Source organism: Pseudomonas sp. TE6283 (assembly GCF_054060555.1).
The window spans coordinates 73,849-96,166 of the sequence record NZ_JBSSDH010000018.1 but is presented as its reverse complement, the minus strand read 5'-3'; the positions used below and the strand labels follow the sequence as shown (position 1 = coordinate 96,166).

The 22,318-nt window shown below is 67.4% G+C and carries 22 protein-coding genes; 9 read left to right on the top strand and 13 right to left on the bottom strand.

What is annotated here, in order from left to right; translation table 11 throughout:
* Window positions 1-2 precede the first annotated feature (2 nt).
* From ACVWZ5_RS20940 to ACVWZ5_RS20920, 5 genes are all read left to right on the top strand, one after another.
* Window positions 3-308, top strand: coding sequence for a MazG-like family protein (locus ACVWZ5_RS20940; protein ID WP_062575206.1), 306 nt, complete (start codon window positions 3-5; stop codon window positions 306-308).
* Window positions 305-1,054, top strand: a complete 750-nt coding sequence (locus tag ACVWZ5_RS20935; protein ID WP_062575207.1) for a methyltransferase domain-containing protein — start codon at window positions 305-307, stop codon at window positions 1,052-1,054. The genes ACVWZ5_RS20940 and ACVWZ5_RS20935 overlap by 4 nt, the downstream gene beginning before the upstream one ends.
* Window positions 1,055-1,074: 20 nt before the next feature.
* Window positions 1,075-1,707 carry a DUF4136 domain-containing protein gene (locus ACVWZ5_RS20930; RefSeq protein WP_084940838.1) on the top strand — a complete coding sequence of 211 codons (633 nt, stop codon included), beginning with the start codon at window positions 1,075-1,077 and terminating at the stop codon, window positions 1,705-1,707.
* A gap of 19 nt (window positions 1,708-1,726) precedes the next feature.
* Window positions 1,727-2,287 (top strand): DUF4136 domain-containing protein, encoded by a 561-nt coding sequence (locus ACVWZ5_RS20925; protein WP_062575209.1) that lies wholly within the window; start codon window positions 1,727-1,729, stop codon window positions 2,285-2,287.
* A 120-nt stretch (window positions 2,288-2,407) separates the two neighbouring features.
* On the top strand, window positions 2,408-4,360 hold the full coding sequence (locus ACVWZ5_RS20920; RefSeq protein WP_457340822.1) for a pilus assembly protein TadG-related protein: 1,953 nt from the start codon (window positions 2,408-2,410) through the stop codon (window positions 4,358-4,360).
* On the opposite strand, the gene ACVWZ5_RS20915 is transcribed toward ACVWZ5_RS20920, so the two are convergent.
* Together ACVWZ5_RS20915 and ACVWZ5_RS20910 are read right to left on the bottom strand one after the other, a co-directional pair.
* Window positions 4,345-6,981 carry an ATP-binding protein gene (locus ACVWZ5_RS20915; protein WP_457340821.1) on the bottom strand — a complete coding sequence of 879 codons (2,637 nt, stop codon included), beginning with the start codon at window positions 6,979-6,981 and terminating at the stop codon, window positions 4,345-4,347. The genes ACVWZ5_RS20920 and ACVWZ5_RS20915 overlap by 16 nt on opposite strands.
* A complete protein-coding gene (locus ACVWZ5_RS20910; RefSeq protein WP_084940836.1) occupies window positions 6,978-7,421 on the bottom strand; it encodes a TadE family protein in 444 nt (147 codons plus the stop codon). The genes ACVWZ5_RS20915 and ACVWZ5_RS20910 overlap by 4 nt, the downstream gene beginning before the upstream one ends.
* Window positions 7,422-7,496: 75 nt before the next feature.
* On the opposite strand from ACVWZ5_RS20910, the gene ACVWZ5_RS20905 reads away from it, so the two are divergent.
* Together ACVWZ5_RS20905 and ACVWZ5_RS20900 are read left to right on the top strand one after the other, a co-directional pair.
* Window positions 7,497-7,967, top strand: a complete 471-nt coding sequence (locus ACVWZ5_RS20905; RefSeq protein ID WP_028691368.1) for an A24 family peptidase — start codon at window positions 7,497-7,499, stop codon at window positions 7,965-7,967.
* Window positions 7,968-8,080: 113 nt separating this feature from the next.
* Window positions 8,081-8,863: a response regulator gene (locus tag ACVWZ5_RS20900; RefSeq protein ID WP_189660374.1), complete on the top strand. Its 783-nt coding sequence runs from the start codon at window positions 8,081-8,083 to the stop codon at window positions 8,861-8,863.
* Window positions 8,864-8,909: 46 nt separating this feature from the next.
* Here the strand turns inward: ACVWZ5_RS20900 and ACVWZ5_RS20895 are convergent, their stop codons facing one another.
* From ACVWZ5_RS20895 to cpaB, 8 genes are read right to left on the bottom strand one after another with little or no spacing between them, the layout of a single operon-like run.
* Entirely contained in the window at window positions 8,910-9,170 is a 261-nt protein-coding gene (locus ACVWZ5_RS20895; RefSeq protein WP_186600594.1) for a DUF3613 domain-containing protein, read from the bottom strand.
* Between the two features lie 13 nt (window positions 9,171-9,183).
* Window positions 9,184-9,885: a tetratricopeptide repeat protein gene (locus tag ACVWZ5_RS20890; protein ID WP_062575779.1), complete on the bottom strand. Its 702-nt coding sequence runs from the start codon at window positions 9,883-9,885 to the stop codon at window positions 9,184-9,186.
* Window positions 9,886-9,899: 14 nt separating this feature from the next.
* Window positions 9,900-10,787, bottom strand: a complete 888-nt coding sequence (locus tag ACVWZ5_RS20885; protein ID WP_062575213.1) for a type II secretion system F family protein — start codon at window positions 10,785-10,787, stop codon at window positions 9,900-9,902.
* Between the two features lie 2 nt (window positions 10,788-10,789).
* A complete protein-coding gene (locus ACVWZ5_RS20880) occupies window positions 10,790-11,671 on the bottom strand; it encodes a type II secretion system F family protein (RefSeq protein ID WP_028691363.1) in 882 nt (293 codons plus the stop codon).
* Entirely contained in the window at window positions 11,668-12,924 is a 1,257-nt protein-coding gene (locus ACVWZ5_RS20875) for a CpaF family protein (protein WP_028691362.1), read from the bottom strand. Before ACVWZ5_RS20875 ends, ACVWZ5_RS20880 begins: the two co-directional genes overlap by 4 nt.
* On the bottom strand, window positions 12,921-14,111 hold the full coding sequence (locus tag ACVWZ5_RS20870) for a pilus assembly protein (RefSeq protein ID WP_028691361.1): 1,191 nt from the start codon (window positions 14,109-14,111) through the stop codon (window positions 12,921-12,923). The genes ACVWZ5_RS20875 and ACVWZ5_RS20870 overlap by 4 nt, the downstream gene beginning before the upstream one ends.
* On the bottom strand, window positions 14,108-15,400 hold the full coding sequence (locus ACVWZ5_RS20865) for a type II and III secretion system protein family protein (protein WP_260270472.1): 1,293 nt from the start codon (window positions 15,398-15,400) through the stop codon (window positions 14,108-14,110). The genes ACVWZ5_RS20870 and ACVWZ5_RS20865 overlap by 4 nt, the downstream gene beginning before the upstream one ends.
* A 19-nt stretch (window positions 15,401-15,419) precedes the next feature.
* The gene (cpaB, locus tag ACVWZ5_RS20860; protein WP_457340820.1) at window positions 15,420-16,367 is read right to left on the bottom strand and encodes a Flp pilus assembly protein CpaB; all 948 of its coding nucleotides are present in this window, start codon (window positions 16,365-16,367) and stop codon (window positions 15,420-15,422) included.
* Between the two features lie 289 nt (window positions 16,368-16,656).
* On the opposite strand from cpaB, the gene ACVWZ5_RS20855 reads away from it, so the two are divergent.
* Both ACVWZ5_RS20855 and ACVWZ5_RS20850 read left to right on the top strand, forming a co-directional pair.
* On the top strand, window positions 16,657-16,839 hold the full coding sequence (locus tag ACVWZ5_RS20855) for a Flp family type IVb pilin (RefSeq protein WP_062575218.1): 183 nt from the start codon (window positions 16,657-16,659) through the stop codon (window positions 16,837-16,839).
* A 44-nt stretch (window positions 16,840-16,883) separates the two neighbouring features.
* Window positions 16,884-17,291 (top strand): response regulator, encoded by a 408-nt coding sequence (locus ACVWZ5_RS20850; protein WP_062575780.1) that lies wholly within the window; start codon window positions 16,884-16,886, stop codon window positions 17,289-17,291.
* Between the two features lie 11 nt (window positions 17,292-17,302).
* On the opposite strand, the gene ACVWZ5_RS20845 is transcribed toward ACVWZ5_RS20850, so the two are convergent.
* The 3 genes from ACVWZ5_RS20845 to gdhA form a co-directional block, all read right to left on the bottom strand.
* Complete coding sequence (locus ACVWZ5_RS20845; protein WP_062575219.1) at window positions 17,303-18,973, bottom strand: ShlB/FhaC/HecB family hemolysin secretion/activation protein; 1,671 nt, start codon at window positions 18,971-18,973, stop codon at window positions 17,303-17,305.
* Between the two features lie 91 nt (window positions 18,974-19,064).
* Window positions 19,065-20,606, bottom strand: coding sequence for a collagen-like triple helix repeat-containing protein (locus ACVWZ5_RS20840; RefSeq protein WP_457340819.1), 1,542 nt, complete (start codon window positions 20,604-20,606; stop codon window positions 19,065-19,067).
* Between the two features lie 246 nt (window positions 20,607-20,852).
* Window positions 20,853-22,193: an NADP-specific glutamate dehydrogenase gene (gene gdhA, locus ACVWZ5_RS20835; RefSeq protein WP_028691354.1), complete on the bottom strand. Its 1,341-nt coding sequence runs from the start codon at window positions 22,191-22,193 to the stop codon at window positions 20,853-20,855.
* Window positions 22,194-22,318: the final 125 nt, after the last annotated feature.

The window sequence follows — 22,318 nt, the reverse complement described above, 5'->3', positions numbered from 1 at the left end:
CGATGAACCTGCAAGAACTGACCGAACGCCTGCACCGCATCCGCGACACCAACGACTGGCGGGTATTCCACAGCCCGAAGAACCTGGCCATGGCCGCCAGCGTCGAAATGGCCGAGTTGGTGGAGATCTTCCAGTGGCTGACCGAGGACGAGTCCCGCCGGCTGCCCGCCGACAAGCTCGCCCACGCCGGCCAGGAAGTCGGCGATATCGTCCTTTACCTGTTACTGCTGTGCAGTGAGCTGGGACTGGACATGGACGAAGTGGTGCGGGCCAAGCTCGCCGACAGCGAGAGGCGCTTCGGCAAATGAACGACCGTCATTTCGATGAGCTGGCCAGCCGCTTCGCCGAGAAGATCTACGGCGGCGCCAAGGGCGCCATTCGCCTGGCGGTGCTCCAGGCCGACCTGGCCGAGGCCCTGCCCGACCGCCCCCTGCGGGTGCTCGATATCGGCGCGGGCCTCGGTCACATGGCCCTGTGGCTGACCCAGCGCGGCCACCAGGTGACCCTTGCCGAACCCGCCGCGCCGATGCTCGACGGCGCCCGAGCGCGCTTCGCCGAGGCCGGCCAGCAGGCGACCTTCATCCAGGCGCCGTGGCAGGACCTGCTCGGCCAGCTCACCGAACCCTACGACCTGGTGCTGTGCCACGCCGTGCTCGAATGGCTGGCCGAGCCCGAGAGCATCCTGCCGGTGCTGCACCAGTTGACCGCGCCGGGTGGCTGGCTGTCGCTGGCCTTCTACAACCGCGACGCGCTGGTCTACCGCAACCTGCTCAAGGGCCATTTCCGCAAGTTGCGGCACAATCGGCTGGCCGGCGAAAAGCAGAGCCTCACGCCTCAGAAACCACTTGATCCACGCGAGCTCAAGGCGCAACTTGAAGCTCTGTGGCAGGTCGAAAGCGAGAGCGGCGTACGGGTGTTCCACGACTACATGCCCAAGGAGTTCCAGGACAAGGCCGAGCTGATCGACCTGCTGGAGATGGAACTGGCGCACCGCCGCCACCCCAGCTTCGCCGGCCTGGGCCGCTACCTGCACTGGATGTGCCGCCCCCACTGACCCGCTCGCCAGGAGGATCCATGCCGTATCGTCTGCTCTGCCTGGCCCTGCTCCCCCTCGCCCTGGCCGCCTGCCAGGGCAGCAACCCCTATGTCGCCAGCGGCAAGCCGCTGCCGCCGGCGCCGCCCCAGGCCGCCAGTACCTTCGATGCCAGCGCCTACCCCGCGCCGACACGCGACTACGGCCGTTACCGCAGCTGGAGCTGGCGCAACAACCAGCCACCCGGGGGCCTGGCCAACGCGACGCCGGGCCAGCTGGCCGACGCGGTGAGCGGTGCCCTCGACCAGCACGGCCTGCGCCCGGCACGCAATGCGCCCGCCGACCTGCTGGTGAGCGCCGACGTGCGTCTGGAGCGGCGCCTGCGCCAGGTGCGCGACTACGACTACGATCCCTACTACGGCCCCTACCCTTACGGCGGCGTCGGCTACGGCGGCTATCGCAATGGCTATGGCGGCTACGCCAGCGTGCCGATCGTGCGCACCTACGAAGTCGAGGTGATGGTGGTGCGCATCGACCTGTTCGATGCCCGCAACGGCCAGCCGGTGTGGAGCGCCAGCGCCGAAAGCGGCAGCGACAAGGACTCGCCGCGTGAGCGCGAAAGCGCCCTGCGTGAGTCGGTGACCAAGGCGATGAGCGGCTATCCTCCCAGCTAACGTTCAACGGAGAACCACCATGTTGCGCCGTCTCGTTCTACTGTCCTTCGCCCTGCTGCTGGCCGCCTGTTCGAGCAACAACGTGCAGCACGATTTCGATGCCAGCCGCGACTTCGCCGCCTATCGCAGCTGGGCCTGGCAGGAACCGGGCCTGCAATATCGCCCGGACGATCCGCGGATCAAGAGCGACCTGACCGAGCAACGCATTCGCCAGGCGGTCGCCGACCAGCTCGACCAGCGCGGCCTGCGCCCGGTCCAGGGCAATGCCCGGGCGGATGTGAAGGTGCGCGCCTACCTGATCGTCGAGGACCGCCAGCAGCAGATCACCACCAACTACGGCGGCGCCTGGGGTGGCTACTGGGGCGGTTACTGGGGCGGGCCGATGTACAACGAGACGCGCAGCGTCGACTACAAGGTGGCGACCATCCAGGTCGACCTGTTCGACGGCCGTGACGGCAAGCTGGTATGGCGCGGCAGCGCCGAGCAGATCATGAACAACTACCCGCCCAGCCCGCAGGAGCGTAATGCTGCGATCCAGAAGACCGTGACCCAGGTGCTGAGCAACTATCCGCCGCACTGAAGCCTGCGCGCCGCTCCCACAGAGATCGCGTGCAGCAGACAAGGCAACTTGCCATCACCTTGACTACACTCCTTGCACCGCCGCCGCGCTGCCGGGCCACAGGCCGGCAAAGGAGTGCCCGTGGTTCCCCGTTCCGCTGTGCGCCAACGCGGCGCGATCGGCCTGATGGCCGCGCTGACCATGGGCCTGGCCCTGGTGTTCATGCTCCTGACCGTCGACAGCGGCCGCCTCTACCTCGAACAACGCAAGCTGCAGCGCATCGCCGACATGGCCGCCCTGGAAGCCGCCGAGCACGGCGGCGTCTGCAGCGGCAGCGGCCCGCTGGCCTCCACCCTGGCCCGCACTGCGGCCACCCGCAACGGCCACTCGCCTCTCAACCCACTGATTGCCAGCTGCGGCTACCTGCGCACCGGCATCGACAACCTGCGCACGTTCACCGCCGACAACGTGCGTCACGAGGCGATCAAGGTCGAGGTCAGCAACGAGGTGGTCACCAGCGTCGCCGGCGGGGTGTACGCGCTGGTCCAGGGTGGCGCCATCGCCCGCACCACCACCCTGCGTGCCAGCGCGGTGGCAGCCACCCCCGGGACGCCCCAGGCGCGGCTGAGCATCCGCACTACCCTGGCCACCGTCAACTCGACCCAGGGCTCGGTGCTCAACGCCCTGCTCAAGGCCCTGGGCGGCTCGGCGCAGCTCGATGTGCTGGGCTGGCAGGGCATCGCCAACACCCAGCTAAACCTGCTGAAGTACCTCGACCAACTGGCGGTGGACCTGCACCTGGATATTGGCGACTACCAGCAATTGCTCAACGCCGACACCAGCGCCACCGTCCTGTTGCAGGCCGCGGTCAAGGTGTTGCAGCAAAGCGGCGCCGCCGTCGACGTGATCACCAACCTGGGCAAGCTGGCGGCGGACCTGCCGGTGGGCGGCCTGCAACTGGGCGAGCTGCTCGACCTGCAGAACGGCACGGCCCAGGCTGGCCTGGACGCCAGCATCCAGCTGCTGCAACTTGTGCAAGGGGTGATCCAGTTGGCAGCCAGCGAGAACGCCGTCAACGCCGACCTGCCGATCAATGTGCTCGGGCTGGTCAATGGCCGCGTGCAACTGCGGGTGATCGAGCCCCCGCAGATCTCGGCGGTGGGTGACCCGCGCACGGACGAGTTGCGCGTTCATACCGCCCAGATCCGCGCCCTGGTCTCCCTCGACCTGCCCCTGCTGAGCGGCATCGCCGGGCTGCTCAATGCGGTGCTGGACCTCGCGGCCCCCTTGACCAACGTGCTCAACAACCTGCTCAGCCTGAACCTGCTGGGTACCGTGCAATCGTTGACCTGCGCCCTGGGCATTCCGTGCAAGGTCAGCGACATCAAGCTGCTGGACGGCCAGGTGCATATCGATATCGGCATCGAAGTGGCCGAAGGCAGCAGCCGCCTGCGCCCGGCACCGCCAGACAACTACACCTGCACCCCGAAGAGCCTGACCACCCTCACCCAGCGCTCGGCGGCGAAAATCGCCATCGGCAGGTTCGATTCCCCGGCGGACTTCCTCAGCAACGGCACCACCGTGGTCAAGGCCCTGCCGGTCATCGATATCGGCACCAATGTCTGCAGCCGCCTGCTGATCCTGCCGCCCTCCTGCGGTACACGGGTGCCCTATGCCGGCGGCGGCATTGGCCTGCGGGTGGACAGCAAGCTGCTGGGCAGTGGTCCGGTGGAAAAAACGCTGCTGTTCAGCGGCGCCCACGCCCCGACCGAAATCGGCCAGGAACCTGCCTACCTACCCATGGACAGCGACCAGGCCCAGGTGGTGGCGAGCCTGTCCGACACCTTGGCAGGCATCCACCTGGAAGCCTACAGGCCCACCGGCAATGGCGGCCTCGGCCAGGTGCTGGTACTCACCGCCGGGCTGCTGGACGGGGTGAAGAACATCCTCGAGCCGGTCATCAAGAACCTGCTCAGCCCCCTGCTCGATCCCCTGGTCAACGGCTTGCTCAAGGTGCTGGGCATCGACCTGCTCGATGCCCAGGTCGGCACCAACCTCAGTTGCGCCAGCGGCCACGCTCAACTGGTGCTGTGAAGGGGCAACTCGACCCGCAAGCACGCGCCCTCGACGCCGTTGTCCACGCTCAGGCGGCCGCCCATCTGGCTGACGATGCCATGGCTGACCGACAGCCCCAGCCCGGTGCCGACCCCGGCCGGCTTGGTGGTGAAGAAGGGTTCGAAGATCCGCTCGTGCAGTTGCGGATCGATCCCGCCGGCATTGTCCTCCACCAGCAGCCACAGGCACCCGCCATGCAGCGCCTGGCGTACCCGGATCCACGGCTGCGCCACCTGCTTTTCCAGCAAGGCGTCACGGGCATTGACCATCAGGTTGATCAGCACCTGTTCCAGCTGGTCCTGATGCCCGAGCACCTGGGCCAAGGCCTCGGGCGGTTCCAGGCGCAGTGCCACGCCCTTGCCGCGCAGGCCTTCCTCAAGCAACGCCTGGGCGCCTTCCACCGCGGCCCAGGCGGCGAAGCGCTCGCGCTCGACCGCCGAACGCCGGCCATACACCCGCATATGATCGACAAGGCGGGCGGCGCGCTCTATCTGGGCCTCGATACGGCGCAGCTTGTCTTCCAGATAGACAGGATCGGCAGCGCCGTTCTCCAGACGCTTGAGGGTGTTGGCCACCGCCATGCGCATCACGTTGAGCGGCTGGTTGATCTCGTGCAACAAACCGGTGGCCAGCTCGCCCAGGGTCGCCATCTTCGCGCCCTGCAGCAGTTGCTGCTGGCTGCGCCGCACTTCGGTGTTGTCACGGCCCACGGCCTGGACCTCCAGCAGGTTGCCCTCGGCGTCGAACAATCCACGGTCGGCCCAGACCCACCAGGCATGCTCGCGGTCGGGCAGTTGCAGGCAGATCTCCGCGCTGCTCACCGGCTGCTCCGGCGTCAATGCCCGCAGGCGCAGGAGGAAGGCCTCGCGCTGGCCGGCGGATAACCACTGCCCGAGGTCCGCGCCCTGCAACTGCTCGGGTGTGCAGCCCAGGTAGTCGGCCAGGGGCCGGTTGCCGAACAGCACGGTCAGGTCCGGGCGATAACGGCAGATCATCGCCGGCGAGTCTTCCACCAGCACGCGGTAGCGCTCCTCGCTCTGGCGCATGCGCTCGGCAGCTTCCGTGGCCTCGCTGACGTCCAGCCACAGGCCGACCACCTCCAGCGGCTGGCCGAGGTCATCGCGCAGCAGGCGGGCCTCGTCGAGCATCCAGTGATAGCCGCCAAGGTGATCGCGCAGGCGATAGCGGCAACGTACCTGGCCATCGCGCAACAGGCCGCGGGTGCGCTCCAGCCACAGCGGGCGGTCGTCCGGGTGCACCGCCAGGCCCGGCTGGCGCGCCAGTTCACTATCGGCCGCCCAGCCGAGCAACGGCGCCAGGCTGGCGCTGTAGAAGTCGCTGTGCAGCGCGCCTTCGGCATAGCGCTGCACGTAGATCACCGCGGGCGAGCGGGCGATGAGATTCTCCAGCCGCGCACGGGCCGCGCCGGCCTGCTGCTCCTGGGCCTTGAGGGCGCTGATATCGAGCAGGAAGCCGCGCAGTTGGCCGGCCTGGCCCTGGCCGGCCCAATGGAACCAGCGCGGCGGCGCCAGGGGATCGTGACCCGGCAGGCGCACGCTGAGGCTCAGCGCCTGCCCGTCACGGGCCTGGTCCAGGGCCAGTTGCGCCGGCTCGCGGTCCGCCGGGTGCAGGCGGGCGAGCCATTGGCCAAGGCTGACCCGATTCGCCAGCCCGAGGGTCGCGGCCAGGGCCGGGTCCAACTGCAGCTCGCCGTGCGCCGGCCACTCCCACCATCCCGCGCCCAGTTGGCGCTGCAGGTCATCGAGGTGATGGGCCTGGTGCTGCAGTTGCTGGCGGCGATGGCGCACCAGCAGCGGCTCGGTCAAGGTCCGTACGAGCGCCAGGGCCATGTCGACCGCAGGCGCCTGCCGCGCCCCGGCGCACAGCACCCAGGCCTCGGCCTCCAGGCCCTGACGATAGGGCACCAGGAACAACGACGCAGCACCGCACAGGGCAAGCAGCTCGGGGTCGTCATCGACCTCGACCAGGGTATGGGCCGGCCAGCGGTCCAGGCGCTCGCGCAGCCTGCGATCGTCGGGCCAGGGCCAGGTCTCGTCGCTGCTGGCGTAGTGGCGCCAGCCTCCTGGTTCGCGCAGCATCAGCCGCAACGCGGCCGCCTGCCAGTGCTCGGCCAGGCTGTGCAACTGTTCGCAGGCCGTCTGTAGCAGGCGCTCGCTGCCACATTCGCGCAGGGCGTGGCCGATCTCGCCGAGCAAGGGGCGCTGGCGGTCCCAGCGCTGCTCGCGCAGCAGGTCACCGATGTCGAAAAGCTGCAGCATCCAGCCCTGTTCGTGGCGCTGCAGCCAGCCACGGGTGTGCAGCGCATGGCCCATGACGGTGTGAAAGTCCAGGTCCAGGGGCTGGCCCTGCCAGTCGGCGGGTTGCCCTTCGAGCACCAGCCAGCTGTGACGCTCCAGATAATCGTGCACCCGCGCGCCCGCCTGAGCGGGAAGTGCCAGCAGGCTGCGCAGCGGACCGGCCAGGCGCAGTACCCGCGCCTGGTCGTCGAGCCACAGTTGCAGGCCGATGGCCGGCGTCACCTCGGGCGCCTGGACCGGGACCGGCACGGCGAACCAACGATCGAACAGGCCACCACTCACAGTTGCAGGCTCGCCTGGGCCTGCAGCCGCGCGGGCAGCTTCGGTACGTCACCGACCACCGGCAGCACCAGGGTCGGCAGCACCCGCGTCAGGCGCGAGCGCGGGTAGTCGATCACCACCGTGAGCACCTTGTCCACGCCGACGGTGACCCGGGTGTCGGTGAGCACGTTGAATCCCAGCGCGCTGGGCATCCACGCCAACTGCTGGCTGATCACCTGGCGGGCCAGCCCCTGCACGTCCAGCTCGTAGGTCTGGCTGGCTGGGTCCACGGCCACGCAGCGACGCACCGCCTCGCTGCTGGCCTGGTTGAACGACTGCAGCATCAGCATCGGCAAGGCGTAGCTGACCAGCCCGTAGAACACCGCGAAAAACACCATGAATACGGCGACAAACTCGATGGCTGCCGCGCCTTTTTGCTGTCCCGCCGGGCTTGCTTTCATGATCGCGTCTACCCTGACTGTGAGACCTGTCTGAAAGCATAGAACCGTTCAACGAATAGGGATGGCAATTTGCCAATGCAAAGCATTGTTCTCCTGATGTGGCTTGCCTTGTGCACCGAACAAGATGTCCGTGAACGGCAAATCTCCAACGCCCTGACCCTCGGGGTCGCGGCGTGCGCCCTGGCCTGGCTGTTCGCCACCGGGCGCAGCTGGATCGGCGCCGACGCAAGCGAAGCCGGCTGGGCCCTGGCCATCGTCATGCTGCTCACCCTGCCCGGCTACATGCTCGGCCGCTTCGGCGCCGGCGACGTCAAGCTGATGGGCGCCCTGGCCCTGGCCACCAGCCCGCAATACGTGCTCGGCACCTTCATCGGCGCCGGGGTCACCGTGCTCGCCTGGATGTTCGGCCGGCGGCGTCTGTGGACCCTGCTCAATCCCAAGGTGAAAAAGCGCCTGCAGGCGCTGGCCGAACAGGTCGGCGACAAGCAGCCCTTTGCCCCGTATGTGCTGGCCGGCTTCCTGTTGACGGCCGTCTGGATCCAATAACCGGCCGCTGGGTCGCTTCCATGAGCTAGATGCATGTACATAATTGCAAAGTGCGACTACTTTTCTACCTGCCAGAGCCTCTGGCCCGGGAGCAGAGCCGATACAACAGGGAGTTGATCGTGAACAAGTCCGTCAGTGAGGTGAAAGTGCTGGTAGTCGACGACCAGCCAGTGATCGTCGAAGAGTTGTGCGAATTTCTCGAAAGCGAGGGCTACCGTTGCGTCCCCGCCCATTCCACCGGCCAGGCCATCGACTGCTTCAAGGCCGACGAGACCATCGGCCTGATCCTGTGCGACCTGCACATGCCCGAGCGCGATGGCATCGAGCTGGTCCGCACCCTCAAGCAAAACGCAGGGCCGCAGCGCATGTTCGAGGCGATCATGCTGACCGGCCGCGCCGACAAGCAGGACGTGATCCGCGCCCTGCGCGAGGGCTTCGCCGACTACTACCAGAAGCCCATGGACCTCGACGAACTGCTCGAAGGCGTGCGCCGCCAGGAAGCGGCGCTGCTCGAACGGCGCCGCAACTTCCGCGAGCTGGGCAGCCTCAACCAGCGTCTGCAGGAGTTGGCCGAGTCCATCGATGATCTCTACCAGGACCTGGAAAAAGCCCGTGGCCAGGGCACCCACCGTCGCGCCAGCGATGCCGAGGACGGCGAGGCGGAGCTGCCCGCCGCCTTCGAGAAGCTGTCACCGCGCCAGCTTGAAGTGGCCCGGCTGGTAAGCAAGGGCAAGACCAACTACCAGATCGCCTGCGAGCTGGGCATCACCGAGAACACGGTGAAGCTGTACGTGTCGCAGGTGCTGCGCCTGACCCACATGCACAACCGCACGCAGCTGGCGCTGGCGTTGACCCCGCGTTCATCGCCGGTGCATCAGCGGTTTACCACGCACTGACCTTGTGAATACCGCTCCTACACGATCGTGCCACAGCTTCAAGTGCTCAATTGTTCGACGAACTGATCTTGGTCCAGCGGTAGAAATCCGGAATCGCGTACTTGTAGCTGTCCAGCCAACGCTGCATGGCCTGGTCGCGCTCCTTGTCGGTCTGTTCCTGGCGCACGCTGGAGGCCTGGCGATTGCTCGCCTGTACCTGCAGCAGCGCCTCGGTGGCGGTCTGTGGGCGCGGCTGGCGCACAGGTTGTTCGGCCTGCGCCAGCAGCGGTGCGGCCAGGCAGGCCAGGACAATCCAGGGCTTGAACATGATCACCTCCCGATCAGTTGATGGCCGCGGCCGAAGACTCGGTCGCCGCCAGTGGGCCGCGCCCGTTGGACCTGATGCGCTGGGCCCGGGCCTGGGCCTCGGCGAATTGCTCGGGCTTCAGGCGCAGGCGATTGACCAAATCTTCCGCCTGCCGCCAGTTGTCCTGCACCAGCGACAGGGTCACCAGGTTCACCGCGGGCAGCGGGTTGTCGTCCTTGAGCTCGATGGCGGTGAGGAACTCGAAGCGCGCCTGTTCGTGGTTGCCCAGGTTCATCTGCACCACACCCAGGTCGTTGCGCACCTTCTCGTCGGTCGGCGCCAGGCGTACCGCCCGCTGCAGGTTGCGCAGGGCCTGGACGTCATCGCCACGGGCCGAAGCCAGTTGGCCCAGGCCGTGCTCGCCCTCGGCGGCCAGGCAGCCGCCGAGCAGGCTGCGGTAGAGCGGCTCGGCCTCGCCGCGCCCGAGCTGGCGCAGTACCTTGGCCTTGCGCAGGCGGACCTGGTCGAGGGTGTCAGGCAGCTGTTCCAGGTGGGCCAGGCCCGCGTGCGGGCGGCCTTCGCTGATCATCTGGTCGGCCATGTCCAGGCTCAGTTGCTGGTCGGCATCGGGCTTGCCACAGGTGCCACCGCCGAGCAGACGGGCCAGGCCCTCGGGGGGCTGGCCGGCGCAGCCGGTGAGCAGCAACAGGCCGATGAACGTCAGGATCGCTTTCATATCCATTTATCCCCTCATGATCCCAAGGCCCGCGCCAGCGCGGAAAAACCTGGCCCGGCCAGGACGATCAGCAACGCCGGGAACAGGAACACCATCATCACCGCCGACATCTTCGCCGACATCTTCGACACCCGTTCCTGCAGGCCGGTCAGGCGCCGGTCGTCAAGCAACTCCTTGAGCGCCAGCAGCGACTTCATCGAGCCACTGCCCTGCACCAGCAGTTGCTGGAGAATGACGCAGGTGTCGATCAACTCGTCCACCGCCAGCAGGCGCGCGGTCTTTTCCAGCTCCGGGCCCAGGGCCAGGCCGGAGTCGACTCGCTGCAGGACCAGGCGCAATTCGTCACTGATGTTCGGTACCAGGCTGCGGCCTTCATGGGCCAGCACCCGCAGGGCCTGCTCCACCGCCAGCCCGGTTTCAAAGAGGATGCGCAGCAGCGGGATCAGCAGGCTCACCTCTTGGGCGATCTGCCGCTGGCGCCGCGCCGCCGCCAACACCAGCAGGCGCTTGGGCAGCAGGTAGCCCCCGCCCATCGCGCAGAGCACCAGCACGCCCCAGTGCCCGCGGTTTTCCCCGGGCAAGCCATGGGCCAGCAGCAGCGCCACACCCACCGCCAGCAGCGGCAAGCCCAACTGCACGGCGGCGAACAGCGCCCGTTGCCGGCTGCGCCGCCAGCCCAGGCGATCAAGCAGCGCCTGGGTCTCGCCATCCAGCCGTTGCAGGCGCCGTCCCAGCGGGCTGCTGCCCAGCCACTGCAGCCAGTCGCCGAGCCGCTCGTCACGGACCAGCCGTCCCTGCAGGCGTCGCGCCACCCGCTGCCGGGCCCGCCATTGCTGGCCGGCCTGCAAGGCCAGCAGCACGAACGCGGCGAACAGGAACAGCGCACAGAGCAACAAGGCCATGCTTACAGGCTCCTCATCATGCGCCATAGCACCAGGCAGCCGACGGCCTGCAGGGCGAAGGCGAACAGCAGCATCAGTTGCCCACTGCGGTCGTGCCACATGGCCAACAGATAGGTGGGATTGGCGAACAGGAAGTAGCCAACCATGGCCAACGGCAGCGCGCCGAGGATCCACGCGGTAATGCGCGTTTCGCCGGTCATGGCGCGCAGTTGCCGGTCGCCCTGCTCATGCTCGCGGATCAGCTTGATCAGGTTCTCCATCAGCTCGCTGGCATTGCCGCCGTGACGCTGGTTGATGCGCAGCCCGAGGGCGAACATGCGCAGTTCGGCCTGGCCATAGAGTTCGGCGAATTCATTGACCGCATCCTCCAGCGGCACACCCAGCTGCACGTTGCGCCGTACCCTCAGCATCGCCGAGCGCAGCGGCTCGCGAGTACTGTCGACGCCGCCGAGCACCGCCTCGTTCAGGGTGCGACCGGCCTTGAGGCTGCGCACGCTGTAGTCGAGCAGGCCAGGCAGTTGCTGGACGATCTGCTGCAGGCGCCGCCGGCAGCGCCAGGCCAGGAAGAAATGGCCGAGCAGCGGCAGGCCGAACAGCACCATCGACGCCACCACCCAGCCCGCCACCAGGCCGGCGAGCACGGTCAGCGCCAACCAGGCGAACAGCCACGGCCTGGGGGAAAATTCGGCATGGGCCAGGCCCGCCCGCTGCAGCAACGGGTCGAGCCAGTCGCGCCGGGCATTGCCGCTGCGCACGGCGCGGTAGGCCCGGCCCAGGCGTTCGAGGATGCGCTCCTCGCCACGCTTGTACAGGCCCAGGCGCAACAGCAGCAGCGCCATGCCCAGGCACAAGGGCGACAGCGCCAGCAGCAGCGGGCCCATCACAGCACGCCCTCGTGGCGCAGCTTGTTTCCCGCGGGGTTCGGCGCCTCGCGCAAGAAACCGTCGCCGCTGCGCCGGTCGAGGCGGAACAGGGTGTTCGTCACATACACATCATCGCGCACGCCGACCACTTCCAGCACCTCGCTGACGCAGCGCCGGCCATCGGCCAGGCGGGTCAGCTGGATCACCACGTCCAGCGCCGCGCAGATCATCTGCCGCAGTGTCTTCTCGGCCACCTGCCGCCCCGTCAGGCCGACCAGCGTCTCCAGGCGCAGCAGCGCGTCCTGGGCGGTATTGGCGTGCACCGTGCTCATCGAACCGTCGTGACCGGTGTTCATCGCGGTCATCACATCGAGCACCTCGGCGCCGCGGATCTCGCCGAGGATGATGCGGTCGGGGCGCATGCGCAGGGCGTTGCGGATCAGCTCGCTGGCCTTGATCTCGCCATGGCCCTCGGCATTTGGCGGGCGGGTCTCCAGGCGTACCACATGCGGGTGATGCAGTTGCAGCTCGGCCACGTCCTCGATGGTCACCAGGCGCTCCTGGGGCGCGATCATCTGGCTGAGGATGTTGAGCAACGTGGTCTTGCCGGTGCCGGTGCCGCCGCTGACCAGGATGTTGCAGCGCCGGCCCACGGCGCGTTCGAGGAAGTCGTAGATCGGCTGGTCGATGGCCCGGGTGGCCAGCAGGTCGGCGCTCTTGAGCATGTCCTGGCGGAACTTGCGGATCGACAGGCATGGCCCGTCCAGGGCCACCGGCGGGATGATCGCGTTGACCCGGCTGCCGTCGGGCATGCGCGCGTCGACCATCGGCGACGACTCGTCCAGGCGCCGCCCGAGGGGCGCAAGGATGCGCTGCATCACCCGCTCGACATGATGCGCGTCGATGAAGCGCAAGTCGGTTTGTTGCAACAGCCCCGCCCGCTCGACAAACACCCGGTACGGGCCGTTGACCAGGATCTCGGTGACGCTCGGATCGCGCAGCAGCACCTCCAGCGGGCCGTAGCCGGTCAGCTCGTCGACGATCTCCTCGGCCAGGCGCTCCATCTCGTAGCGCGACAGGGCCAGGCGCAGGCGCGCCACATAGTCGCCCACCTGTTCCAGGACGAACTGCGCCAGCACCGGTCGCGCCCCTTCGAGCAGGTTGCGGCCGCTGTCCTCGATGGCGTCGATGACGTGCCGGTGCAGGGCGCGCTTGAGCACCTGCGGATCGCTGGCCGCATGGCGCGGCCCGCCAAAGGGTTCTTCGTTGCTCATCGGTTGCCCCACAGCCGGTTGAGCCAGCCCTGGCCTGCCGGCGCCAGGTTTTCCGAGCGCTGCGCCAGGCGCTCGCCCAGGCCGCGCAGGGCCTGGGTCAGGCCTTCGCGCGGAGCCAGCTCGAACAGGCTCAAGCCCTGGTTCTTGGCGTTCAGGCGCACCTCCGGGCTGTAGGGCATGACCTTGAGCAAGGCCAGCCCGTAGCGTTTGGCCAGGGCGTCGGCATCCGGCGCCACATGGCGCAGGTAGCGGTCCACCAGCAGGCTGGCGTGTTCGAGCTTGATGCCGCGGTCGCGCCACTGTTCGAGCACGTCCAGGTTGCGCCGGCAGTCGATGATGTTCTGGTCGGTGTAGACGATCAGCTTGTCGCAGTGGCTGACGATGGTGCGCAGGGCCTCGCTGTCGGCCTGGCCGGTGAGGTTCACGACGATGTGCTGGAAGTGCTGGCGCAAGGCGCTGAGCAGCATGTACAGCTCGGCAGCGCTGGACTGTGCCAGGGCTTCGTCGTTGTCGGCATAGGCCAGGATGCGCAGGCCGCCCTTGTCGCGGGTGAAGGCGCTGTCGATCAGGGTCGCGTCGAGCCGACGCAGGTGACGCAGGGCGTCGCCGAAATGAAACGAGGCCTCCAGGCCCAACAGGGCGAGGCTGTCGCCCCGGGGCAGGCCGAGGTCGAGCAGCAGGGTCTGCTGGCCGCTCTCCTGCACCACCCGCGCCAGGTGCGTGGTGAGCAGCGCGCCGTCGGCGCCGCGCTGGGTGCCGAAGAGCACGGTCAGGCCGCCCAGGCTGGGGTTGCTGGTGGCCGTCGGCAGGCGCTTGCCCAGGCGCCGCACCAACCCCGCCACCTCGCTGGCCCGCGAACCATAGGCGACGAAGTCACGGGCGCCGGCGCGCATGGCGTGCAGCACCAACTGGTTGTCCATGCCGTCGCCGAGGGCGACGATGGCCAGCATCGGCTTGGCTTCGAGCATGCCCTCGATCAGCGCGCACTGGCCGATCAACTGCTCGCGGTCCAGGCCGATGAACACCAGGTTGCTGAAGGTCATGTCGACCAGTGCCAGCAGCTCGTCGAGGTTCGGGCTGCTGGCGCCGATCACCTGCCCCAGCGGCGCCAGCGCGCCCTGCAGCCAGTGCAGGTCCTCGTCGGTGCGGGTCAGGGCCAGGTAGGTCTGGTTCAGGCTTTCGTTCATTGGGACAACCCGCCACGGCCTTCGAAGTTGCCGTTTTCCATGAAGAACAGACGGCCCCAGCTGGGGTCGTAGGTGCGCAGCGCCTCGCCCGGCAGTTCCGGCAGGCGCGCATTGGCGGCCAGCGGCTGGACCAGGTGCGGGGTGACGATCATCAACAGCTCGGTCTCCTCGCGATTGAGCGCCGACTGGCGGAAGAACGCACCGATGATCGGCAGGTTGCCCAGGCCCGGCATCTTGTCCACGTTCGAACGCACGTTGCTGCTGATCAGGCCACTGATGATGAAGCTCTCGCCATCGGCCAGGGAAATGCTGGTATCGGTACGCCGCACGCTGAGCCCCGGCACCCGGGTGCCGGCGATGACCACCGAATTGTTGAAGTCCAGCTCGCTGACCTCGGGGGCGACCTTCAGGGTGATGCGGTTGCGGCTGACCACGGTAGGGGTCAGCGCCAGGCGCACGCCGAACTCCTTGTACTCGATCGACACGTTGTCGCTGCCGCTGCTGGGCACCGGGATGGGGATCTCGCCACCAGCCAGGAAACTTGCGGTCAGGCCGCTCAGCACGGTGAGGCTGGGGCGCGCCAGGGTATAGGCGAAGCCGCTGTTCTCCAGGGCGTTGATCATTGCCAGGAAGCGGCTGCTGCCACCGCCCCAGACGATGTTGAAGACGCTGTTGTCGAGGGGGATGCCGGGGCGCGCGTCGGCGTAGTTGGTCGAGCCCGGAGCAGTGGTGGTACTCGGCACGTAGCCCGGGCGCACCACCGTGTCGGGCACGGTGCCGGGCGAGCCGATCAGGCTGTTGTTCGAGCCCTTGAAGAACAACCGCGCCCCGGCCTCCTTGTACTTGAGGCGGCGCACTTCGACGAAGCGGATATCAGCCTGCACCTGCACCGGCAGGTCCTCCTGGGCGGAAGGCAACTGCGCCGTTTCCGCCATGTCGGCGCTGGCACGGCCCTTGACGAACAGCATGGCCCGGTGCGGCTGCACGGCGCAGTCGGTCCACAGCATGATGCTGGTGGTGCCCTGCCCCACCGCCGTCAGCAGCACGGCGCGCTCGCCGCTGGGCTGCACATCGGCCACCTTGGGCTCGCCCACCGCCGCCCGGGTGATGGCCACCGGCAGGCGCAGTTCCTGCTGCAGGCCCTGGTCCATCTCGATCACCGACGGCAACTGGCCGAACGCGGCGCACCCCTTGGCCGCCGCCTGCGCCGTGGGTGCGAGCAGGGCCAGGGCCAGCAGCGCCGGGGCCAGCCATCCGCCTCGTGGAGTAACACGCAAAGAACTACGCATGGATCGCATCCTTGCCGGTTCAGGGAGTCTTGTTGTTATCGCCGCTCCGGGCGCCGCGAATGATCTGCATCGCCGGCGCGCCGGCCACGGCAGCGGCCGTCTGGCTGGCCAGGGGCACCTGGGACAGCTGGCTGAAGCGATAGAGGTCGCGATTGGCGCTCTGCAACTGCGGGCTGGCGTCCTGGCCGGACCAGTAGGCCGCCAGCAGTGGCTCGTCGGCGCTGCGCACCGCCAGGCGCAAGGTCCCGGCCTGGGCCGCCAGCATCAGCCGGCTGGCCAGGGCTTCTGGCACGGCCAGGCCCACGGTGCGGGTGGTGTTGCTGTTCAGCGATTGCTGGTCGCGACGGGCCTTCTGCTCTTCGGCCGTCTGCGCCGGACGCCCGTCGTTGGCCAGGCCGGTCTGCTGGTCGACGCTGAGCACGCGCAGGGCCGGCAGCACCACCTGGGCGGAGGACTGCGGGTTGTTGTTCTCCTCGCGCAGAAACAGCAGCACGTCGACGAAGTCACCCGGGCGCAACTGCCCGGCGACGCCGATCACATCGTCGACGGCCACCGCCACGGCGCGCTCGTGGGGGCGGATCATCCGCGCCAACGGCCCGCCGGCCTGGAAGCTCGACTCGTCCAGCCAACTGCCTGCCGCCAGGGGCCGGGTGCTGAAGCGCCCGAGCACCTGGTCGAGTTGCTGGAAGGCGCCGGCCGGCACCACCTGCAGGCGTTCAACCAGCACATCGTCCTCGCTCAAGGGGGTGTTGGCCGGCACCGCCCTGCGCAACACCACGATCGGCGAACGCGGCGGCTCGGGAGGGGCGACGGGGACGGGCGCGGCGGGGATCGCCGCTTCGCTCGGAGGCGCCAATGGCGCTGGCGCGGGCTCGGCCGGGCGGCTCAAACGCAGGCCCCAGTACCCGGCGAGCAAGGCCGCGATCAGGAACAGGCCGGCGAGGATCATGGTCAGGCGACTGCTCATGTGCGCTCTCCCCCCACGCCTGGGACCAATGATGGCAAAAGGTAACTATTTCGCTATTGGACGGTAGCTGAGCCGCCATCTTTCGCCATTACCTGCACCGCATTTTTAGAGCCATGAAATTGACGCGTCGGCAAAACAAAAACTTAGCATCGCTAATTACAACCAATACTTTTGGATTAATGCTTTCTTACATTTGCAGGTCGCCACAGCTTGGCAATGCTCTGATGGCAAAGGGGTATCACTTATCAAGCCCCGCCGACCGGCGCCATCGAGCGCAAGGAGTAGTGCCATGCTGCTGCAACAGATCCTCATCCATGTAAAGGCTTTCCTCCAGCGCAAGGACGGCGCCTCCGGTATCGAATACGCCGTGATCGCGGCCATGGTGGCGGTGGTGCTGGCCGGCTTCGTCACGCCGATCTCAACCGAGGTATCGGCCATCATGACCACCATCAAGACCGCGATCACCCAGTGACGCTGCACCTGCATGACGTGTATTCCCACTGCCTGGAGCCGACCATGCCGACCTCTTCCTTGCGTCAACAGATCCTGCTGGTGGACGACGAGGAAGAGGCCCTGCTGGAACTGGCCGAGCTGCTGGAGAACGAGGGCTTCTGTTGCCACACCGCCACCTCGGTGCGCGGCGCCCTGCAGCAACTGACCCGCCACCCCGACGTCGCCCTGGTAATCACCGACCTGCGCATGCCCGAGGAAAGCGGCCTGGGCCTGGTGCAGCGCCTGCGTGAGCACACCGCGCGCCAGCACCTGCCGGTGATCGTCATGTCCGGGCATGCCGACATGGACGATGTCAGCGACCTGCTGCGGCTGCAGGTGCTCGACCTGTTCCGCAAGCCGATCTACCACGCGCGCCTGCTTGAGACGCTGGAGAACCTGTTTCCCAAGCCGTTGATACAGGCCGTCAAATAGCTTGCGCGCTCCTACAACTGATAACTGAAACTCAGGTTCAGCCGTGGCCGCCGGTTGAAGCTGTCCAGGGCGATGTCCGACATCGGCTTGGCCACCTCGACCGCGATGTTGTAGTAGCGCATATCGCCAAACCGCACCCCCAGCGCCGCCGATGACATCTTCGTGTCCTTCACGTCCAGCTCGTTGAACCAGGCCCGCGCCGTGTCGAGCGCCACATACGGCTGCACGACCTTGAGCCATCCACCGTCGCGGTGGAAGCTGTAGTTGACCTCGTAGGCCAGCCCCCAGCCTTTGTCGCCCGAGCCCTGGTCACTGGGGTAACCGCGCCCGAAGTTCTGCCCGCCGAACACCGCTCGTTCGCTGTCGGGCAGGCTGTCGTTGCTCCAGTAGACGGCCGCTGACGCCACGCCCTGCCAGTTGTCGGTGAAGTTGTCGCTCTGCACGCCCGATACCCGCAACCGCAAAAAATCCAGGTCATAGTCGGCATTGGTGTTCGCCCCCAGGCGGTCGAGGCCCTGGTAGACCCCGGCACTGAGGATGCGCAGGCGCCGCGCCTCGGCCTTGCGCCAGTCGCCTTCGAAGGACAGCGCGCGAATGTCGGTCTCGCTGTCCAGCCGCAACGGAAAGCCCACCACCTGGTAGTCGATGCGGTCGTTGACCACGTAGAAGCGCCCGACCACCTCCAACCATTCGCTGGGCGAGGCGATCAATGTCTGGCTGATGCCCATCGAGTAGCGATCGTTCTCGCGGTGCTGGGTCAGGTCGATGCCGTTGTCCAGGCGGATGCGCGCCTTGGGGTCGCTGCGATAGCGCGAGGCCGACAGCAGCAGCTTCGAGCCCTCGGCATCGAGGAACTGGCTGTAGTCGAGGCGGTAGTAATGCTCCTTGTCCTCGCCGGGCGGCACCAGCACGCTGGCGCTCAGTTGCTCGGCAAAACGCGTTTGCGCGTTGCTGCTGGCGCCGATCAACGCCTGCAGGTCGTCGCGGCTGCCGTCGTTGAGGCTCAGGGTGGTAGTGATCGGTTTGCGCGAGACCTCGGCCAGGAGCCGGGTCGCGCCATCGGTGGTGGCCGGGGGCGGCACCTGGGCCTGGAAGGTCACCCCGGGGATGCGCCCGGCCAGGCTGGTGTAGCGCTCGAAGCTCTCACGGGTCAGCGGACGCTCGGCCTTGAGGCGGTCCATCAACTGCTCCAGGTAGGCGCGCGCCGCGCCGATATCGCCCTGTACCTGATAGTCGTGGATGTAGCCTTCCACCAAAACCACCCGCACCCGACCATCGGCGAAGTCCTGGGGCGGCAGGTAGGCGTACGAAAGCAAGTACCCGTCTTGCTGGTAGCGTTGGGTCAGGCGACGGGTGAACTCGATCAGCTCGGCGAGTGTCACCTCACGGCCAATCAACGGCTGGAAATGCTCGCGCAGGTCGCTCAATGGATAGACGGTGCCGCCTTCAAAGCGCACCTTGCGCACCGCCACCTGCGTGCTCATCAACAGCGGCGATTGGCGCGCGCTGTCCACGGTGGGCACGTGCAGGCCGGCGGGGCCGGGGCGATAGGCATCCACCGGCAGGTTCGGCGTGGGCAGGCGGCGCTCGGTCTCGTTGCTGTTGAGAAAACTCGGCAGGGGTTCGGCCCGGGCCAGGCTGGCCACGGACAGCGCCAGCATCGTCACCAGCAATCGGCGCATTCGGACACTCCATGATCCAAGGGTGACAGGGTGACCGGCCGGCGCATGTCGCGCCGGTCGGCCTCACTCACCTTGAGCGTAGCCCGTCGCGTCAGCGCTGCCCGCCTGCCAGGGCGCCGGTCACGCCGCTCAGCGCGCCGCCGAGACCGCTGCCCTGTGCGCCATTGGCGTTGACCAGGGTGCCGGCCTGGCCGACCGTTGCGCCCACCGCTGTCACCGTCGCACCCAGCTGGCTGACCGTCGGGTTGGCCGTGGCGCCGGTCAATTGCGTGCCGACGGTACCCACCGCGCCACCCACCTGGTTCAGCAACCCGGCCACCGGCGCTCCCGCGCCCGTGCTGGCACCGATCTGCTGGGTCACGCTGGACACACCGGCGACCACCGGACTGAGTCCGCTGCCCACCTGCTGGGTGAGTGCCGCGGCAGGAGCACCTGCCGCCGTGTTGGTCACGCCGTTGCCGCCGAGCACCGGGCCCAGGCTGGCGACGCTGTTGCCCGCCTGCACCATGCTGCCGCCGATACCGCCAACCGTCGGGCTGCCAATGCTCGCGGCCAAGCCACTACCGGCACCTGCCACCACCCCACCAGCGGTTTCCAGCAGCCCGGTGCGCGCGCCGCCGGTGACCGGCGCCAGCCCGCTGGCGGTGCTTACGGTGGTGCCGGTATTGGCGACTGCCTGCCCGAGGGTGGTGCCCAGTGGATTGCCCGAGCCCGCCAGTTGCCCGCCGGCCTGGTTCAGGACCGTGCCGGTTTGATTCAACGCCTGGTTGAGCGGGCCGGCGAGCCCGGTCTGCCGGGTGACGTTGGCCGTGGTGTTTTCCACCAGCGAGACCACCGGCACCAGGGCATCGCTCGCGCCTTGGGTCGCACCGGCCAGCGGGCCGCTGGTGCCGACCGGCGAGAGCGTGTTGCCAAGCATGGTCACCGCCTGGCCGACCCGGTCGACACCCTGCCCGGCCCCGGCGACCAGCTGGTTGACCACCGGCACCTGCTCGACCGGCCCGTTGCTGGCCAGTCCGGTCACGCCCTGGCCAAGGCCGGAGACGCCCGTGCCCAGGTCGGCGGTGGCCGCGCCGACCACGCCGACCGTGGTACCCACGGCATTGTTGCCGGTGCCCAGTTGCCCCAGGCCGTCGCTCAAGCCGCTGCCGACACTGTCCACCGCGTTGCCGGCGGACGACACCAGCGCACCCACACCGCCGGTCAGCGAGGTATCGCCGGCGATGGGCAGCGAACCGATCACCTGGCCCAGGTTGCTCATGCCGTCACCGACACCGGAGACGGTGGTGCCCAGTTGATCGACCACCTGGCCGGTGACCAGGGCGGTAGGGGTGGTGCCACCGCCCGTGCCGCCATCACCGCCGCCGGGCGTGGTGCCGCCGCCACCGCCCCCACCCGTGCCTGCGCTGCCATCGCCCGGGGTGCTGCCACCACCGGTGCCCGTGCCACCGCCACCGGCCCCGCCGCCCGAGTCTCCAGCACCCGCACCGGTGCCCGCGCCCGTACCGCCGTCGGCCGAGGAACCATCGACCTCACTGTGATGCCCACCTCCGCCACTGCTGCAACCGGTGAGGCCCAGGGACATGACCATCGTCAGCGCCGTTGCGGCCCTGATCCACGCTTGAGTGTTCATGGGAAGACTCCCGCTGCTGGTTGTTGTACTCACAACCAGCAGTGAAAGCCGAGGAGGTAGAAACAGGTAGTTCACAACTTGGTGTTAGTACCTGTGGTAGAGGGCGGCGGGCGCTGTGCAAACCTATGAACTCAAACTGATTTCATCCAGTAGACGAAGCCTGCTGACGCAAGTATTAGTGCTAAGTCATTAGCACAAGCGACTACGGAGCGGTCTTGCCAAGACTTCAGCCCCCAAGACCTCGAATCAAACCACGCCCTGCGCCAACATCGCATCGGCGACCTTGACGAAGCCAGCAATGTTGGCGCCCTTGACGTAGTTGATGCTGCCATTGGCCTCTTCGCCATAGTGCACGCACGCATGGTGGATCGACTGCATGATGTGGTGCAGCTTGCTGTCCACCTCGCCCGCGGTCCACAACAGGCGCATGGCATTCTGCGACATCTCCAGGCCCGACACGGCCACGCCACCGGCATTGGAAGCCTTGCCCGGCGCATAGAGGATGCCGGCCTCGATGAAGATATCCACAGCCTCCAGGGTGGTCGGCATGTTGGCGCCCTCGGCCACACAGATGCAGCCGTTGCGCAGCAGGGTACGGGCGTCCTCGGCGTTCAGTTCGTTCTGGGTGGCGCACGGCAGGGCGATGTCGCACGGCAGGGACCACGGCGTCTGGCCCTTGCGGAACTCCAGGCCGAACGAGCCGGCCAGCTCGCTGAGGCGGCCGCGCTTGACGTTCTTCAGTTCCATCAGCGCATCCCATTGCGCGTCGTTCAGGCCGGCTTCGCAGAACAGGGTGCCTTCGGAGTCGGACAGCGAGATCACCTTGCCGCCCAGGTCCATGACCTTGCGCGCAGCGTACTGGGCGACGTTGCCGGAGCCTGAGATCGCCACGCGGCGACCGTCGATGCGTTTGTCCTGACGCTTGAGCATCTCTTCGGCGAAGTACACGCAACCGTAGCCGGTGGCCTCCGGGCGAATCAGGCTGCCGCCGTAGGTCATGCCCTTGCCGGTCAGCACCGAGGTGAACTGGTTGGCCAGGCGCTTGTACTGGCCGAACAGGAAGCCGATCTCACGGGCGCCGACGCCGATATCACCGGCCGGTACATCGAGGTCGGCACCGATATGACGGTACAGCTCGCTCATGAACGCCTGGCAGAAACGCATCACCTCGGCGTCGCTCTTGCCCTTCGGATCGAAGTCCGAACCGCCCTTGCCACCGCCCATGGGCAGCGAGGTCAGCGAGTTCTTGAACACCTGCTCGAAGGCCAGGAACTTGAGCACGCCCAGGTTCACCGACGGGTGGAAGCGCAGACCACCCTTGTACGGGCCGATGGCGCTGCTCATCTGGATGCGGTAGCCGCGGTTGACCTGCACCTTGCCCTGGTCATCGACCCACGACACGCGGAACAGCACCGCGCGCTCGGGCTCGACCATGCGCTCGAGGATGCCGGCCTTGAGGTAGTGAGGGTTTTGTTCGAGGAACGGCCACAGGCTGCGTAGCACTTCTTCCACGGCCTGGTGGAACTCGGGCTGGGCCGGGTCGCGCTGTTGCAGGCGGGCCAGGAAATCGTCGACAGATTCGATCATGGTAGACATCTCACCAAGAGGGATTGTTTTTGGTTTTTTCCCGAATGTACCAAGAACCAATCGCACTGGAACAGGGCGCAATGTCGTTTTTATGAAATTATTTGGTGCGTTTTCTATAAGTGTAT

Excerpts from the sequence above, each read along its gene's own strand:
- ACVWZ5_RS20930 (WP_084940838.1), top strand. The coding sequence starts at position 1,075 with ATGCCGTATCGTCTGCTCTGCCTGGCCCTGCTCCCCCTCGCCCTGGCC.
- ACVWZ5_RS20885 (WP_062575213.1), bottom strand. The coding sequence starts at position 10,787 with ATGGCCTTGTTGCTCTGTGCGCTGTTCCTGTTCGCCGCGTTCGTGCTG.
- ACVWZ5_RS20845 (WP_062575219.1), bottom strand. The coding sequence starts at position 18,973 with ATGCGCCGATTGCTGGTGACGATGCTGGCGCTGTCCGTGGCCAGCCTG.
- ACVWZ5_RS20905 (WP_028691368.1), top strand. The coding sequence starts at position 7,497 with ATGCAAAGCATTGTTCTCCTGATGTGGCTTGCCTTGTGCACCGAACAA.
- ACVWZ5_RS20865 (WP_260270472.1), bottom strand. The coding sequence starts at position 15,400 with ATGCGTAGTTCTTTGCGTGTTACTCCACGAGGCGGATGGCTGGCCCCG.
- ACVWZ5_RS20935 (WP_062575207.1), top strand. The coding sequence starts at position 305 with ATGAACGACCGTCATTTCGATGAGCTGGCCAGCCGCTTCGCCGAGAAG.
- gdhA (WP_028691354.1), bottom strand. The coding sequence starts at position 22,193 with ATGATCGAATCTGTCGACGATTTCCTGGCCCGCCTGCAACAGCGCGAC.
- ACVWZ5_RS20940 (WP_062575206.1), top strand. The coding sequence starts at position 3 with ATGAACCTGCAAGAACTGACCGAACGCCTGCACCGCATCCGCGACACC.
- ACVWZ5_RS20895 (WP_186600594.1), bottom strand. The coding sequence starts at position 9,170 with ATGTTCAAGCCCTGGATTGTCCTGGCCTGCCTGGCCGCACCGCTGCTG.
- ACVWZ5_RS20870 (WP_028691361.1), bottom strand. The coding sequence starts at position 14,111 with ATGAACGAAAGCCTGAACCAGACCTACCTGGCCCTGACCCGCACCGAC.
- ACVWZ5_RS20910 (WP_084940836.1), bottom strand. The coding sequence starts at position 7,421 with ATGAAAGCAAGCCCGGCGGGACAGCAAAAAGGCGCGGCAGCCATCGAG.
- ACVWZ5_RS20840 (WP_457340819.1), bottom strand. The coding sequence starts at position 20,606 with ATGAACACTCAAGCGTGGATCAGGGCCGCAACGGCGCTGACGATGGTC.
- ACVWZ5_RS20875 (WP_028691362.1), bottom strand. The coding sequence starts at position 12,924 with ATGAGCAACGAAGAACCCTTTGGCGGGCCGCGCCATGCGGCCAGCGAT.
- ACVWZ5_RS20890 (WP_062575779.1), bottom strand. The coding sequence starts at position 9,885 with ATGAAAGCGATCCTGACGTTCATCGGCCTGTTGCTGCTCACCGGCTGC.
- cpaB (WP_457340820.1), bottom strand. The coding sequence starts at position 16,367 with ATGAGCAGTCGCCTGACCATGATCCTCGCCGGCCTGTTCCTGATCGCG.
- ACVWZ5_RS20855 (WP_062575218.1), top strand. The coding sequence starts at position 16,657 with ATGCTGCTGCAACAGATCCTCATCCATGTAAAGGCTTTCCTCCAGCGC.
- ACVWZ5_RS20850 (WP_062575780.1), top strand. The coding sequence starts at position 16,884 with ATGCCGACCTCTTCCTTGCGTCAACAGATCCTGCTGGTGGACGACGAG.
- ACVWZ5_RS20925 (WP_062575209.1), top strand. The coding sequence starts at position 1,727 with ATGTTGCGCCGTCTCGTTCTACTGTCCTTCGCCCTGCTGCTGGCCGCC.